Raw genomic sequence first — 14,791 nt, 5'->3', positions numbered from 1 at the left:
GCGCCAGAATCTGGCTGTCGCTGTACTTCGATTTTTTCATGCAGAATCTCCTGCGCGTATTTTACGGGAAAATTCTACTTTTGGTTCCAGTGGGTTTTCGGGGTGATTACCATACCGGCTTGCTTCCCGATGAGATTTGGCCGAAAGCAAAATAATTGGCAGGGCAGTCACCGTACAATCGTTTCAATCAGGCGTCAGAGTGAACATGATTCACGCCAGCAAGCAGGAATGGCTTATTCTGAAATATCTTAGGGTACTAGTTCCAGGTGCTAACTTGGGGAAATTATTTAGAACGTTCTTTGATTTTTATAGATGGATCATAAGCAATCACTACTTGCGAATTCCCCATTATTGCATTGAATTCTTAAAGATTTGTACTAACGCAGCTGAAATATCCAGCAGCGTACGTTGGGACAGCTCACACAATTGAGTAGACTTGTTGCCAAGTTGGGAGAAGGAGGCATCATTATGCGCTATTTAGTTTCATTGGTATTGTTATTCTCTCTTGCTGGCTTCAGCTATGCGCAAGAGCGCTTGACACAGCTGCCGTCTAACGCTGCCACAGTGCAGATTCTCGGTAAAACCTACTACCAAAGTGGCAACACTTTTTATCGCTTTGATGAAAATACTAGGTATTTTTATCAAGTACAGCCCCCGACTGTACTGCCCAGATACCAGCAACCAACAGATATGTCGGTTCGTGGTATGTGGCACCGTCCAGAAATGGGTCTGACCCAAGATCAGATAGAAGGTTGTCGTAATGCCGCTGCTGATAAATCTAATGCCAACCCATCTATAGGAGGCAAGCTTTATATCAGAGAATACCATAGGTGTATCGGCAACCTGCGTTAATAGGGATACAGTTGGGATACAGTTCAAATACTGTAATCACATACTAAACTAACGGAGCCTGACGGCCAGATGCCAATCAGTTTAACCAGCTGATTGGCTTTTTTATTTTTTAATAGATGTTGGGCTACCCAAGTAACAGGTAGTGCAGTGTTCACCCCCTGAACCTCTCAAACGTCACCGGCTCGGAAAACGAGTGAGGCTGATAGCGGTAGATGCGCCCGCCTATTCAGTTTGGTCATATTAATCAATAGGGGGAACAACTCATCCGCTTCAAACTTGCACCATCCTTTTCAGGCCATGCATCTGTTTCTGTACCAGTTCCACCAGCTTTGGATCATTCAGTCGTCCCTGGTGATCAAAAGCTCTGGAAGCATCACTGACCATAATCTCAGGCATATTGAGAACCCAAGCGTTTAAAAACGCCATGACCTGGCGCAAATGGTATTGGCATCGACTGGTGCCCATACGACCAGGACTCGCGCCCATGATGGCAACCGGTTTGTTATAGAATCCCAGGGGTTAATAACAGGATAGCCAGGCGATGGCATTTTTTATATCTTCATTGTACAACGGTATTTTGCTGAGGTTACCCAGAGAGAATTCCAGTTCCTTGGGTGCCAGTTGGATAGCTTGCTGCATCAGCTTTTTATTAAAGGACTCTTGCCCAAGACTGCCACACAGGGCCAACACAGTAATGGAACTCATATTATCGTCCACGATAGAGGTGCTGTATTGAGTGTAGCCAGCTTATTGATTTTCTTGGATGTTTTATGCGACATTCTACATAGAGATTCCAATTTCCACCGACTAAACACTCGTGCTGTAAACCCCAATTTTTAGCAATTTTGATAATTCGAAGCTGAAAGCCAACCAGGATTTACCAAAACACATCTCCACCCAAAGTACTGCTACAGGTCTCACCCTTGTCACCGATTGAGTCTTTCTGTTTCGTGTCGCATACAACAAGTCTAGGGCGTATGCCCACCCTACTGAAGAAGGACATTGAAAAAGGCCCAGCCAAATATTGGCTTCCTGTACGCTGAGCTACAATGGGCGTGATTGTAATACGCTGCAGGTGACTTTCTTCATCAATAGAATTTGCATTCAGGGGTACTCCTATGACCATGAATCTGGCACAGAAATTAATCCAAAGCCATCTCGTCAGTGGCACTCTGGAACCCGGCAGCCCGATAACAATCAAGATCGACCAGACCCTAGCCCAGGATGCCACCGGCACCCTGGTGATGCTGGAATTTGAAGCGCTGGGATTGCCGCGGATTAAAACCGAGATCTCTGCCCAATATGTAGATCACAACCTGTTGCAGACCGATTTCAAAAATGCTGACGACCATCTGTTTCTACAGAGTGCCTGTCGCAAATTCGGGCTTTGGTTTTCGCGTCCGGGTAATGGTGTCAGTCACCCGGTGCATATGGCCTGCTTCGATATTCCCGGCAAGACATTACTTGGCTCCGACAGCCATACCTGTGCGGCCGGTTCCATGGGGATGCTGGCCATTGGCGCCGGGGGTCTGCAAGTGGCTATGGCTATGGCCGGTATGGCCTTCCCACTGAAAATGCCAAAAGTACTAGGTGTTGAACTCAAAGGCCAACTGCCCCCCTGGGTCAGTGCCAAAGACATCATTCTGGAAATGCTCCGGCGACAAACAGTTAAAGGCTGCGTGAACAAGATCGTTGAATACTACGGCCCCGGCCTCGCTAAATTAACGGCGATGGATCGTCACGTGATCGCCAATATGGGCCAGGAGATGGGTGCTACTGCCAGTGTTTTTCCAGCCGATGATGCGGTAAAAGCATTCCTGAAACAACAGCAGCGGGAGCAAGACTTTGTTGAAATGAAAGCCGACGAGGGCGCACATTACGATGAAAATGACACTATTGATTTATCCAAACTCGAGCCGCTGATTGCCTGTCCATCCAGCCCGGACAAAGTGGTCACAGTCCGCGCTGTGGCAGGCCGCCCCATCTACCAGAGCTATATCGGTTCATCCGCCAATCCTGGCCTGCGGGATTTTGCAATAGCCGCAGGTATGGTCACCGGTCGCCGCGTCGCCGATGATGTCTCCTTCGACATCAACCCAACCTCGCGGCAACTGCTTGAGGAGATGAGCCGCACTGGAGATTTGACAAAACTGCTCGAAGCCGGCGCACGGTTACACCAGACCGGCTGCGGCGGTTGTATTGGTATGGGTCAAGCTCCAGCCAGCGGTCGCATCAGCTTGCGCACGGTACCACGGAATTTCCCCGGCCGTTCCGGTACTGTAGAGGATCAAGTCTATCTATGCAGCCCCGAGGTCGCCACCGCCAGTGCACTGAAAGGCGTGATCACTGATCCCCGCGATCTGGATATGGACTACCCGACTTTCCATGAGCCGGAACAGCTACCTGACTTTCGTCCACAGCTGCAACCCCCACAAGAAATCCCCGTAGCCATTGAGCTGATCAAGGGTCCAAATATTAAACCTCTACCGGACTTTGATAAGTTACCGGACACTTTAACAGGTCCGCTGCTACTCAAAGCTGGCGACAATGTTTCCACCGATGAAATACTTCCCGCCGGCGCTGAGATACTGCCACTGCGTTCCAATATTCCCGCTATCAGTCGTTATACTTTTTCCAGAATCGATGAAAACTTTTACCAACGCGCGGAGAAGCTTAACGGTGACTGTTTTGTGGCCGGCGGTGAAAACTACGGACAAGGTTCCAGTCGTGAGCATGCAGCCATATGTTCGCGGTATCTGGGAGTGCGCTGTGTCATTGCAAAAAGTATGGCCAGGATCCACCGACGTAACCTTATAAACTTTGGTGTGCTGCCTTTACTTTTTGATAAGCCAGATGATTATCATCATCTCGAGCAGGATATGATGCTGGAAATTGACCAGCCGATCGGGCAGCTAAAATATGGAAAGCCGATAGAATTAAAAATACATTTATCAGGAGACAGTATTCACCTGCGGCACGATCTATCGGAAGATGAACTCAAAATATTGGAAGTTGGCGGTCTGATTAATGAGGTGCGGGAACAGCACTCAATTACACCTGATAAGACCGCCTGAGTATTCACCGAATAAATATCCTTGGATCTTTTATTGCATTATTCGCAAAGCCATCAAGCTGTGCAAAGTACCCACAGTGGAAAACTTCGCATTGAAAGTGGCGAACTGCATCACCCGAGCCTACTCAGTAATGAACAACTAGAGGATGCTCAAATCAATGGCTCTCTCTGCATACTTGCTTTTTTCTCGAGTCATCTGCTCACACAAACCAGCAGCGCCAACAAACAAGACTCTGCTCCAAATATGCGGTCTCTGCAAATCTCTTATCCCATAGCCAACTAAATGCACCTCCCAGTTCTTGAGAGGTCATAGTTTTACATTCCGCGACAGAACAGGTAAGCCATATCAAATCCCACTGCCAACGGTAGTGACCCTCGTGTGTTCACTGCTCGTAGATATGTTTCCCTCTATATGCTTGGATAACGCGTATGACAGGGCCTGCAAACCGATATTGTCGTGATACCTTGAAGCAGGCCCTATTCACCACTTTGATCTCCCAGATTACACAGAAACAGGATTAAAAGGATAAACGGCTACCCAAATAGAAGCGGCGAGGCTCGACCCACTCAACCTCCTGACCGAAGTCATACTCGCCGTCGCCTGATACCAGATCCTGCTCGCGAATACCCGCCTGGTCATTTAACACATTGAATATATCCAGAAAGAACTCCGCCTCGTACCCTGCAAGCTGAAAGCTGTATTTGACCCGGGCATCCAGGGTTCCATAGGAACTGGCAACCTGGCTACCAACCGCATCAGAATCTACCCAATTTTCGACAATACCACCACTTTCATAGGCTTCTTCTACCTGTACAGGCAGGTGCCGTCCGGAAATACTGAAAGTCTTGCTATACACTAATCCAGAGTTCCAGTTATACACCAGACCCAATTCAATGCCATTGTCAAAGAAATAGGAACCGGCAACCTTGAACAGGTGTTCAATATTGCCTGGCTGGTCGCTATATACTCCCGGTGCACGGGGATCCAGCCAGAGCACATCGCCCTGAAAGTCCGCATCCCCATCGGAGTTGGAATTGCCCGAAGCCAGATTATAGGTGTAGGAAGCCAGCACCTGCCAGTTATCACTGCGGCGCTTACGGAAAGTGAATTCCACGCCATCATATTCGCGTTTGCCGCCTTTCAGTGTGGCTATCGTGTAATTGGGAATATCCTCAAGTCCATCCAAACCAAAGTAGGACAGCGGTAGGGCATATTGGCCTGACTGAGTTGGATCGGTGTATAACGCCAAATCGTAGTCTTCCAGCAGGTCCTCGGTAATCCTATTGGTATAGGTAACTTCAGCGCTCATATCATCACCCAAAGACATCGAATATCCGAGCATAAACTCGTCTGTGTACGGTGTTTTTGTGGTGGAGGCGATATTTGCATCACCTGGACCACGAGTGCGAAAAGTTAACCAACGATCACCAATATAAATCTGTTCGTCCAACACAAGGCCGGTAACGGTGCCCGCGAACGAAGTCATATCTGTGCGGATAGGGTCATAGTAGCGACCGTAGAAACCCCATATCTTGCGATCTCCATCACCGTTGATATCATAGGTCACACCAAGACGCGGAGCGAACTCCCAGTCAAAAGTAAAAATGCTGGAGCCATCACTGGCAAAATGCTCCCATTGCTCGGCACGCACGCCGGCATTGACGGTCCACTTACCGTAGCTCCATTTGTCCTGAATATAGAAAGCATTACCTTCGGTTTTCACCGTGAAAGGTTCGTTCGATGCCTCTATAATCCGGTAGGCATTGATCGTACCATCTGGAGTACCGGCAGTACTGGAGAAAGTCAGTGCCTTAAGCTCGTCCAAAGAGATCTCATCGTCATTGTCGGCGTCTAACAGATCGTAGTAATAGCCGCTATCCGCACTGGCATTTATCGCATTGATAATAAACCCGGCATCTCCACCCGAGAATGGAATTTCACCGCGCCAAGGTTCATCAAGTATATCTCCAAAAGTGGCACCGGTATTGATACTAGCGATAGAATTATACTGAGCGCCTTCGTCGCCGGTATATTGCAGATGACGAGTTCGTTCATTTTCTGTAAAGGAATAACCAATCTGGATGTCATGGCTTCCCCAATTGGTATCCAAAAAGTATGCGAAAGTGGCCGCCCATGTATCTTTATTGCGGAACTGGAGGATATCCGAACCACTACCACCCAGGTTCAACTCTGAAAGGGACGGGTTGCTGAGATCGGCCAGGTAAGCGACATCATTCCGCGTGGATTTGTCTACGGAGAAGGTACTGATCTCGGCCTCGTGCTTTGCAGCCTCCAGAGTCAGTACCATATTGTCCCAGGAGTGAGAATACTCAAGTTTGTAGTTGTCGCCGCCCTGACGTTGCGTTCTATCGCGGTTATTCAACACACTGGAATCCCGTGAACCGCTGATATCAACCGGATCATTAAAGAATGTAGCGATGAGTTTATCATTTTCTGTCATCTGCCAGGATAGCTTGGCGAAGCCCAGATCCTCTGATCTTTTCACCTCGCGCAGAAAATCACCGTCTGCTGAGAAGACATCGTCCTCACGCTCCTTGATCTGGTAGGAAGTGAAGAACCACAGCTTGTCTTGAATGATCGGGCCACCCAAGGTAAAAGCGCTGTCGAAGGTAGAGAACTTATTGCCGTCCAAATGCCGGTTGTCAGCGACCAGACCGTCGTCCTGCATATAGTAATTGACCGAGCCGTGAAACTCATTACCCCCAGACTTGGTAATAACACGGGAAACCAGCCCGCTACCACCTTCATACTCGGCCGGCAGACCACCGGTGAGAACATGCTGCTCCTGAATAATCTCGGAGTTCACCGAACCGCCAAAAGTACCATCGACATTATCGGTTACATTGACATTGTCGATGTAATATAAATTGTCGGACGAAAATCCTGAGGTCCGACCTCTTGCATCCGGAACATCACTATAGTTTACTCCAGACTTGGAAGATGGGTTGCCGCCGGCGGAGGGCTTTGTGCCCGGCGCCAGCTGCAGATAGGATTGATAGTTTCGTCCTGTTGGCAGCGATTCGGTCAGATCCAGGGTGATGTCCTGGCCGACAAGGGTAGAAGTGGTATCGACCAGCCGAACCCGCTGGCCAGTGACGATCACCTCCTCGATAACATCATCTGAAGCCCTCAGTTCGAAACTCAGCGCATAACTTTGTCCGGATACTACCAATATGTTTTCGCTCTTTACGGGCTGATAACCGGTTCCTCTAACTTCAACTTCGTATTTTGATGACGGATCCAACCCCACCAGTCTGATTTCACCGTTTGTGTCCGTCACCCCTTTCTTTGTGGTCAAACTTTCAGGGGTATGGACATCAACCTCAGCCCCAGCGATAGGACTTCCTGCATCATCAGTTACTGTGATGCGTAGAGAACCGGTATCTGCCAATGCACTGCCACAATAGATGGTGAAGCTGATCGCTGCCCCAAGCAGACTCTTTTTTTTAAATTTTCTATTCATTATAATTACTCTATCTTTTCTTAGGCTTGAATAATTACTGCTTTCGTTTTGCTAGAGTAGAGAGCAATGAGAAGACTTAATAGAACTGACTGCCAAATACCTGTTAAGCAGATTCATAATGAAATTCCACGGCCTTCCCAGTACAACGGCCCCTCCCTTACAGCCTTATTAGGATACCATTTAGTGCAGAACATAGTCTAAAAAAAACGTAGTACTAAAAAAGTATTAAAAGCAGGAAAGGGTGGTTTGATCGCTTTGTCTTTGGCAGACAAGTCGGAATCTGATCCAATTTGATCATCTATTCTGGTTTATTTAATTATTTCCCAGAATTTTCAGAATCAGTAATCAACTTTTCCCTGAGCTAGTCATAATATATCGATTTATTTGAACCCTATCCAACAGACCGGATTAGCTGACAGTATCCAGCCTTGGAGGTTTAAATCGACCTACTCATCTATTCCGGATAGGTTGAAGCAGATGCCTAAGCCTGGTCATAACTGGATCGCCAGTGGGTATTTATCGCTCCATTTGACCTCTAACTGGTCCAGAGCTTCAGAGACAGTATTGAGCATTGCCGCTTTGAAAAAGTTAACCCTTTCATTGCAGGGTTTTATAGACCCCTTCTTTGCCGGCATATACAAACAATCAAGCTGATTAGCTTTTTCACGGAGGTGGATAAAGTTGAAAACTCCCCAGTGATACCCTCGCCCGTCCACTCCGCTTTTTCCAGAGAGCGAATAAATGTCGAGATAAAACCCGAAAATATTTCTGAGATTAAAAACTTCATATCTTCGACTCGACCAAAGGCTATTATCTGTCTTGATGCGCCATTAATATCCGGGACATCATCGATATCTAAATGATTACCCACCTAGTCAACAGTGAGTGGAATCCACTTTTTATTAGTATACATCGGCTTTATATACCCTTCAGAATCCGATTGCATATGGTGGGCACAATCTCCATATATTTCATCTTCATCCAGATTCCGCCAGGTATCCCATCGATTCTTGATCACTGCTGTAGATAAAAACTGTGACCTAAAGAATGGCCCTGTCAGAACCGGGGCCTCAGCCCCTAATGTTTGAAAAACTGAAAAATATGGCATCAGCAAACACCGCGATCAACGTGGATAAATGTCTTATTCTACTCTTGGGACCCAGCCATCTTGAAAGCATCCATGCCATAGAGAATTAATCCACAGGGATTTCTGAGGCACTCAGTAGTACTTGTGTGAAAGCCTGCAGGCCCTCCAAATCCGCCTCAGTAAAGCGGGCAATCTTGGGACTGTCGACATCGAGCACACCCAAGCAGCGCTCACCAGCAGTGTATAGCGGAATGACCACCTCAGAAGCGGAAACCGCATCGCAGGCGATATGGCCGGGAAACTGATGTACATCGTCAACCAGTTGGGGTTCACCGCTATAAACCGCTGTACCACAGACACCTGCACCCACAGGAATGCGGGTACAGGCTGGCCTGCCCTGGAAGGGTCCCAGGCGCAGCTCATCCCCATGAAGAAGGTAGAAACCGGCCCAATTGATATCTTCCATCGCCATAAACAGTAGTGCGCTGGCATTGGCGGTATTGGCGAGCCAGTCCCGCTCTGCCGAGAGGAGGCCTTCCAGTTGACTATTCAGTGATGCGTAGAACTTGTTTAACGACATTGCCGAATCGACCCTCACTATCAGTGGCTAGAATCAGTGTCCGCTACAAGCAGCAGACCTGCGAGATACCTGGCGCCGAACGCACCAGAAGACAGGTATATTGTGGCCTTTAAGGCTGGAATCAATAGATGACCGGCAATTACTGGTAGGGGTCCAGTACTTCTTGCTCCCCAGATTTCTTCTGGTATTGGTTTGCATCCACACTTGGGCGGGACCAGTCTCGGTCTTCCTCACTGCTGTCATCCTTGGACCGGGTCGCCGGCGGCGCCATGGTGACATCTGAGACAACCAAACCACTGGATGTCTTTTCAAGCTTTTTTTCAACGACCGGTTTGGACGCCATAGGTATCGGAGCCTCCCGGCGGATACGGTTGGCCATGGTGTTCAAGTTGGGCCGGCGACGCTCAGCAAGTTTCACTGCCTCCAGCTCGCTATTGAGCCGATTAACCTCCGCTTGCAAGTCGCCCATCTGCGCCTGCAGCTCGGTAATCTGGGTTAGCACGCCCTTCACTTTGCGACTTTCCTGCTCATATAAAACAGCGGCGCCGCCAAAGGCCAAAACGAAGATAGCCAAAATGGAAAACTGATGCATAAAAATCTCCAGAATATTCCTTCTTATTTTCAAAGGGTATTTTTACAGCAAATTACCTGCATCTTCCGAGAAATTGCGCATAAAAAACAAGTTCAAACACCCGCTGACGCCTTGATAGTCGCCATTCCTAAAAACGAACAATTAAAATTTATCGGATAGCGACATATTCATACTAATGTCCCAGCCAGCTCCCCAATCTCAACCGCCTCCTGATCCACATAGCGATTGCTGTCTGAAATTGCTGGCAACAGCGTACTATCTGCGTATTGGCAACCAATGGTTTGCACCAACTTTTGCCCCACCTTTTCCGCCTGCTCCGGAGCATGGGCCTTTCCCGTGCGCAGAAAATGCAGTAACAGATCGTAGCCCGGGCGCCAGCACTGCAAGTCGGGAAAGCTCTTTCTCAGCGCTGCGGCAATCCGCAATCCCTCATAGTCCAAGTCCCCCCAGAAAAATGTTGGCACAGTTCGGGACTCTCTATCCTGCCACCAGGTAAGGAATTGCTGCCGGGTATTTTCACCAATCACATTAATAGTGCTGAAGCGGACCCTCTCCCGATTGCGAATTCGCTCTGCGCCGCCCTGGTAGCCTTCGCTATAAACCAGTGCTGCACGACTGGGTTTCAGCTCCGCCAAACTGATAAAGGTGTCCTGGTTTTCAATAAAAATTACCTGCTCAAATTGTCTGGGCAGGTAGGCGTGAAATAAAAGCTGGCGCTCCTGGATTTTGCGGCTCAGGTCAGGATAAAGATTGCGCACCAGGGATTGACGGCTGGGTAATTCGAGGTATTTGGAATCCCCTTTAAAGCAGCGCGCAGCCAATTGTCGCCAGGAAATTTTATCGGTAAAGATCAGCTCTTTGCCGACGGAGACCCAACAGGCAATAATTTCTTCAACGGAATCAAACCCCGGTTGCAGCTCCAACCCTTCGAGGGGAAAAGCGGCAGGGTTTTCAAAGCGGTCGACGTAGGGTTCCAGCAGGCTGGTCCAGGCGGACTGGCGAACGGTGGGGGATGGGCGATTGAGCCACAAGCGCAGCTGCTCCTCGCTGGCATCCCGAAAAATCAATTGGGCCCCCTGCCACTCGGCAATACCCGGCCGCCTTTTCGGATTGGGCTTTACTGTAAAACACTGATATTCCCGAGCGAAGTGCTGCAACTCATTCCACAGCTCCTGCTCATCTTGGGTGGGGTCCCTGAGGGGCTCCAACACTTCCTGCCAGCGCTTACTACCAGCGCGCAAATCCAGCCTGAAACTAATGCGGGCTTCCTTGCCACGCTCCAGTTGGCTGTCCCGCCGATCCAGAATAAAGTTCAGGATACCGATTAACAGCGGATTTTCCTCTACCCAATAGGGCAATGCCTTTTCCATCGGTTGCCTCCCTGCCAATGGGGGTGTTTCCCCCGAAAATTGCCTATCCCTCTACTTCAACAAGGTCCATAAAGTCCAGCGATGCCTGTTGGCGAATCGTGCGGCGGTGATTGGCCCAGAGCTCGGCGATACGCTCCTGGTTGCACACCTTGCGATCGACATAAACCCGGGTATTCAGCTGCCCGATGGGCTTGGCACTTGGGCATTTGCTGAATACAAACTGGTTGGAAACCAGATCCATAAAAGGTCCGGATTTACTGCTGGGCATAATAAACAGTAGTTGTAAGCCCAGGGTTTCGGTCAGGTAACGGATCACTTCCTTGGAGCGGGACTCATCCATTTTGGAGAAGGCCTCATCCACCAGCACCATCTGCAAATGGCTGCCACTTTCACCAAAGCGGAAGGCCGAAGTGACCGCTGCGGAGCGGATAATATAGGCCGGTGTTTCCAGCTGACCGCCGGAACCGGTACCGTACTGGCTAAGCGCAATCAGCTCCTTGCCTTCCGGTTCCTTGTAAATCTCATAGCTGCGGTAGTTGCGGTAGTCGCTGATGCGATCCAGCTCGCGCCGCGCTACCTGCTCATCCTCACTCAGCAGCATACTCAACAGGCGATCCCGTACCTTGCGATGCTTGGGCGCCAAGTCCGTGTCGAACAAGCTCTGCTCTTCGCCCAGGTTAGGCAGTTCGATCACCGCCTTAAAGAAGCTCCAGTACTCCTTAAATTCCGCCACCCACTGGTAGTCGAAACGGAAGCGCTCGCGATCCGCGCCAAAGCGGTGGTGCTCCAGCTCTTTGTTCAGATCATCCAACACACGCTTACCATCGTTAATGGACTGGTAAATAGCGTGGCACAAGTGGGCTACAAAAGTGGTGTTAAAGGAGTTTTTCAATCCCAGCAGTTGATCGTGGCGCTCCACCAACAGGTTGTTCTTCAGGCGGTTGCGCAAGGTCTCTACCTGATCGCCGAGACCACTGATCAACTTGAACAAGCCATCTTTGTGGCCGCCACTCAAGTCCGGCTCAAACACCAGGGTATCGACGCTGGCACAAGTGACGTTGTACTCCATCACCGCACGATCCAACTGGCGGCTGTATTTTTCCAGCTGCCCCTGCCAACTTTCGATATCCGCAGAGAAGTCGAAGTTGTCGGCGGCGCGCTCTACCTGCTCGTCGGCAGTAATGAGCACCTGCTCGGCATCGAAAGTGGGATCGATGGCGGTAATACGCCTTACCATCTCCTCGCTGTCACTGGCGGCATCATCCAGGGATTCCAGCTCACCAGACAGGGCGTGCAAGAGTTTCTCGTTGCTCTTTAATTTCGTTTCCAGGGAGCCGGTCTTGCGCTGGAGATCAGACAACTGATTCTGCTGGCCTTTGAGCTGGGCCTTGAGTTCATCGACCTGCTGCTCGAACTGCTCGAAATCCTTCAGATCCAGGTTTTCCAGGGCGCGCTCGGCGCTGCGCCATTCGCGCTGGGCCGCCAGGGCGGAATCCACAATGGACAGCAGCTTGATATTCGCCAGTCCGCGCACCGCATTGGTGACACGGCGGTAGAGCTGGTGGCGCTCGTTGACGTGGGCGGCCTCTTCCAGCAATTGCTCCATAGCGCGCTGCTGCGCCGCCAATGCGCGAGCGCGGGCGCCCTGGCCGAAGACCAGCTCGGCATCGTCCATATCGCAACGCCACATGCTGTAGTTGCCACTGGCCATACCGTCGGCGGTCAGGCCCCGGCGGGTGCCGCGCAGCTCGTGCTCATCCTCCACCTGTACAACGGCGCCGTAGGAAGCGCGCAAATAGTGCTCGGCAGTTTTATGGGTGAACTCCATCAATTCGATAATGGAGCCCGACGGTGTATCCAGGCGCTCCGCATCGCGGCGGGCTTTGTCCCCCTGGATCACCCGGGCGCGATTGTTGCGCCCGGGCAGGCTGCGCACTATGCGAATCGCGTGGGCCTCATGCTCCGGCTCCACAATAATCGAGAAGCGCGCACCGCCCAGATAGCCTTCAATCGCCATCTGCCAGCGCTCATCCAACACTTCCACATAATCGCACAGGACGCGGGGCTCCGCTTCCGGGCACTGTTCGCGAATTGCGGCCAGGGCCACTTCCACCGATTGGGGGTAGCGCACGCGGTTGGCCTGAAGGTGCTGAATACGGCTTTCCTGGGTACGCAGCTGCTTTTGCAGTTGCTGCACTTTTTGCTCCCAGCGGGAGACCTGCTGGACAATCTGCTCTTTGGGGGAAGCCGCATCACCGGCGCCAGCTTCACCACGTCTATCCAGCAAGTCGTAGAGGCGGTTTTGCAAGGTTTCACTGCTGGCAGCGCGCTCGCGCAGTAGCTCCAGTGCGGCCAGGTCAATCCAGTCCTTGCCCAACAGCTTGTGCAGATCCGGCAGGTCTTCCTCGCGGGCCACCTGCTTGATCGCCTGCACCAGTGCCTTATCGGAGAAAGCGGGAATTTCCAGCTCGGCGGAGGTGGAGTTAAGCAAATTTAATAATTCTTCGGCGGCCTCGCGGTTCTCGCGCCAGAGGGCCTCTTCGGCGAACAGCGGTGTGTGCTGCTGGGACAGAAGGTGCAGGGCATTGTTAATACGTTGTTCCAGTTCGTCCTTATTGCGCAACACGTCGATACCCAGGCGCTGGGCCTGAAGCTCTACCAGCTGGCCATTGAGTTGCTCGACGCGCCCGGAAGCAACGCGCACTTCGCGCTCATTGTTTTCCAGATCCCTGCGCAGCTTTTTCTGGTCGTTCTTGCCGCTTAAGTAACTTTTTTGTACCCGCTGCTGGCGGTGGCGCGCGCACAAATATTCCTGCACCCGCAACTGCAACCACTGCTCCCGGTAGAGCTCTACCGACTGGGCGATGGCCTGCAGCGAACTGACCCGCTCCACAATCTGGCGGGCTTCCTGCTCCATGCTGTGAATGGTTTTCATCAGCTCGGATACGGAGCGGATGGCATCACCCAAATCGCGTTTTTTCAACACTTCCTGGGCGACAAAATCGTTGATGCTTTTTACCGGCTTGTAGGCCATAAAGTTGGCAAAGGTGCGCGCGGCGTGCATGGCCTCCCGATCAGAGACCGCATCGCGGCGTCCTCGCAGGGCGCCGTAAAGGCGGCGCAGATAGGCCTTTTTCTTATCGTACTGCTCGACTTTTTCGAACTGCTTGCTCAGGACCTGGTTGAATTTATCCAGGGGCAGCAGGTGTTTGCCATCGGTGTAATCCCGGACAAAATCCCCTATCACCAACTGTTCGCCGGGGAATACGAAAAAGCGCAAATCACTTTGGCGGGCCTGGGCGGGCTTGCTGCTGTTATCCAGGTGCGCGCGAATCCCCATCACTGCGGTAAAAGGCTCTGCATTATCTTCACCGCTGGTGGGATGAAAAATACCGGCGATGTAACAGTCGGTGGGCTCTACACGGGCATAGCTACCGTCGTCACAACCCAGTACATAGGAAGCTAGCGTCCGCACCTGCTTGCCACCGCGCCCGCGCTGGGTGGTTTCATCCTGGCCCGGGTTAAAGGTAAACAGGGTATCGTGGGCGGCAGTCATCAATGCCTGGATAGCATCGGCCGCGGTGGTTTTACCGGAGCCGTTGCCACCGGAAAACAGGTTGATCGGGCCGAAGTCATATTCCAACTGCGGAATATTGCCCCAGTTAATCAGGATCAGTTTTTTTAGGAACATAGTCTTTTCAAAATCAGGGGCTTTTTACAGGAGGAAAGCCAACACCCTTCTCCGAGGCTCC

General features: G+C 50.9%; 8 protein-coding genes and 1 pseudogene. 3 read left to right on the top strand and 6 right to left on the bottom strand.

From position 1 onward, the window contains the following. Positions 1-468 precede the first annotated feature (468 nt). A complete protein-coding gene (locus tag Q5Y71_RS03250) occupies positions 469-852 on the top strand; it encodes a hypothetical protein (protein ID WP_306040035.1) in 384 nt (127 codons plus the stop codon). Between the two features lie 270 nt (positions 853-1,122). Here Q5Y71_RS03250 and Q5Y71_RS17490 read toward each other — a convergent pair. Further along, a pseudogene (locus Q5Y71_RS17490) lies at positions 1,123-1,557 on the bottom strand (NADPH-dependent FMN reductase). A 413-nt stretch (positions 1,558-1,970) separates the two neighbouring features. On the opposite strand from Q5Y71_RS17490, the gene Q5Y71_RS03235 reads away from it, so the two are divergent. Continuing rightward, on the top strand, positions 1,971-3,926 hold the full coding sequence (locus Q5Y71_RS03235) for an aconitate hydratase (RefSeq protein WP_306040032.1): 1,956 nt from the start codon (positions 1,971-1,973) through the stop codon (positions 3,924-3,926). 517 nt (positions 3,927-4,443) lie between these two features. On the opposite strand, the gene Q5Y71_RS03230 is transcribed toward Q5Y71_RS03235, so the two are convergent. From Q5Y71_RS03230 to Q5Y71_RS03220, 3 genes are all read right to left on the bottom strand, one after another. Next, complete coding sequence (locus Q5Y71_RS03230) at positions 4,444-7,410, bottom strand: TonB-dependent receptor (RefSeq protein WP_306040030.1); 2,967 nt, start codon at positions 7,408-7,410, stop codon at positions 4,444-4,446. Positions 7,411-8,603: 1,193 nt separating this feature from the next. Continuing rightward, complete coding sequence (locus Q5Y71_RS03225; protein WP_306040028.1) at positions 8,604-9,077, bottom strand: GAF domain-containing protein; 474 nt, start codon at positions 9,075-9,077, stop codon at positions 8,604-8,606. A 139-nt stretch (positions 9,078-9,216) separates the two neighbouring features. After that, positions 9,217-9,669 (bottom strand): hypothetical protein, encoded by a 453-nt coding sequence (locus Q5Y71_RS03220; protein ID WP_306040026.1) that lies wholly within the window; start codon positions 9,667-9,669, stop codon positions 9,217-9,219. Here Q5Y71_RS03220 and Q5Y71_RS03215 point away from each other — a divergent pair. After that, complete coding sequence (locus Q5Y71_RS03215) at positions 9,664-9,828, top strand: hypothetical protein (protein ID WP_306040024.1); 165 nt, start codon at positions 9,664-9,666, stop codon at positions 9,826-9,828. The two genes, Q5Y71_RS03220 and Q5Y71_RS03215, sit on opposite strands and share 6 nt — an antisense overlap. A gap of 8 nt (positions 9,829-9,836) precedes the next feature. Here Q5Y71_RS03215 and Q5Y71_RS03210 read toward each other — a convergent pair whose 3' ends face one another. Further along, the gene (locus Q5Y71_RS03210) at positions 9,837-11,039 is read right to left on the bottom strand and encodes a Wadjet anti-phage system protein JetD domain-containing protein (RefSeq protein WP_306040023.1); all 1,203 of its coding nucleotides are present in this window, start codon (positions 11,037-11,039) and stop codon (positions 9,837-9,839) included. 43 nt (positions 11,040-11,082) lie between these two features. After that, the gene (locus tag Q5Y71_RS03205) at positions 11,083-14,730 is read right to left on the bottom strand and encodes an ATP-binding protein (protein ID WP_306040021.1); all 3,648 of its coding nucleotides are present in this window, start codon (positions 14,728-14,730) and stop codon (positions 11,083-11,085) included. Positions 14,731-14,791 lie beyond the last annotated feature (61 nt).

Origin of the sequence: Microbulbifer sp. 2205BS26-8 (assembly GCF_030731025.1) — a bacterium.
Taxonomy (GTDB): domain Bacteria; phylum Pseudomonadota; class Gammaproteobacteria; order Pseudomonadales; family Cellvibrionaceae; genus Microbulbifer; species Microbulbifer spongiae.
The sequence above is the reverse complement of the archived record's forward strand: the minus strand, read 5'-3'. Positions and strand labels throughout refer to the sequence as shown.

What these genes read in the sequence shown, in the direction of transcription:
- Q5Y71_RS03250 (WP_306040035.1), top strand. Translation starts at nt 469, where the DNA reads ATGCGCTATTTAGTTTCATTGGTATTGTTATTCTCTCTTGCTGGCTTC.
- Q5Y71_RS03235 (WP_306040032.1), top strand. Translation starts at nt 1,971, where the DNA reads ATGACCATGAATCTGGCACAGAAATTAATCCAAAGCCATCTCGTCAGT.
- Q5Y71_RS03230 (WP_306040030.1), bottom strand. Translation starts at nt 7,410, where the DNA reads ATGAATAGAAAATTTAAAAAAAAGAGTCTGCTTGGGGCAGCGATCAGC.
- Q5Y71_RS03225 (WP_306040028.1), bottom strand. Translation starts at nt 9,077, where the DNA reads ATGTCGTTAAACAAGTTCTACGCATCACTGAATAGTCAACTGGAAGGC.
- Q5Y71_RS03215 (WP_306040024.1), top strand. Translation starts at nt 9,664, where the DNA reads ATGCATAAAAATCTCCAGAATATTCCTTCTTATTTTCAAAGGGTATTT.
- Q5Y71_RS03220 (WP_306040026.1), bottom strand. Translation starts at nt 9,669, where the DNA reads ATGCATCAGTTTTCCATTTTGGCTATCTTCGTTTTGGCCTTTGGCGGC.
- Q5Y71_RS03210 (WP_306040023.1), bottom strand. Translation starts at nt 11,039, where the DNA reads ATGGAAAAGGCATTGCCCTATTGGGTAGAGGAAAATCCGCTGTTAATC.
- Q5Y71_RS03205 (WP_306040021.1), bottom strand. Translation starts at nt 14,730, where the DNA reads ATGTTCCTAAAAAAACTGATCCTGATTAACTGGGGCAATATTCCGCAG.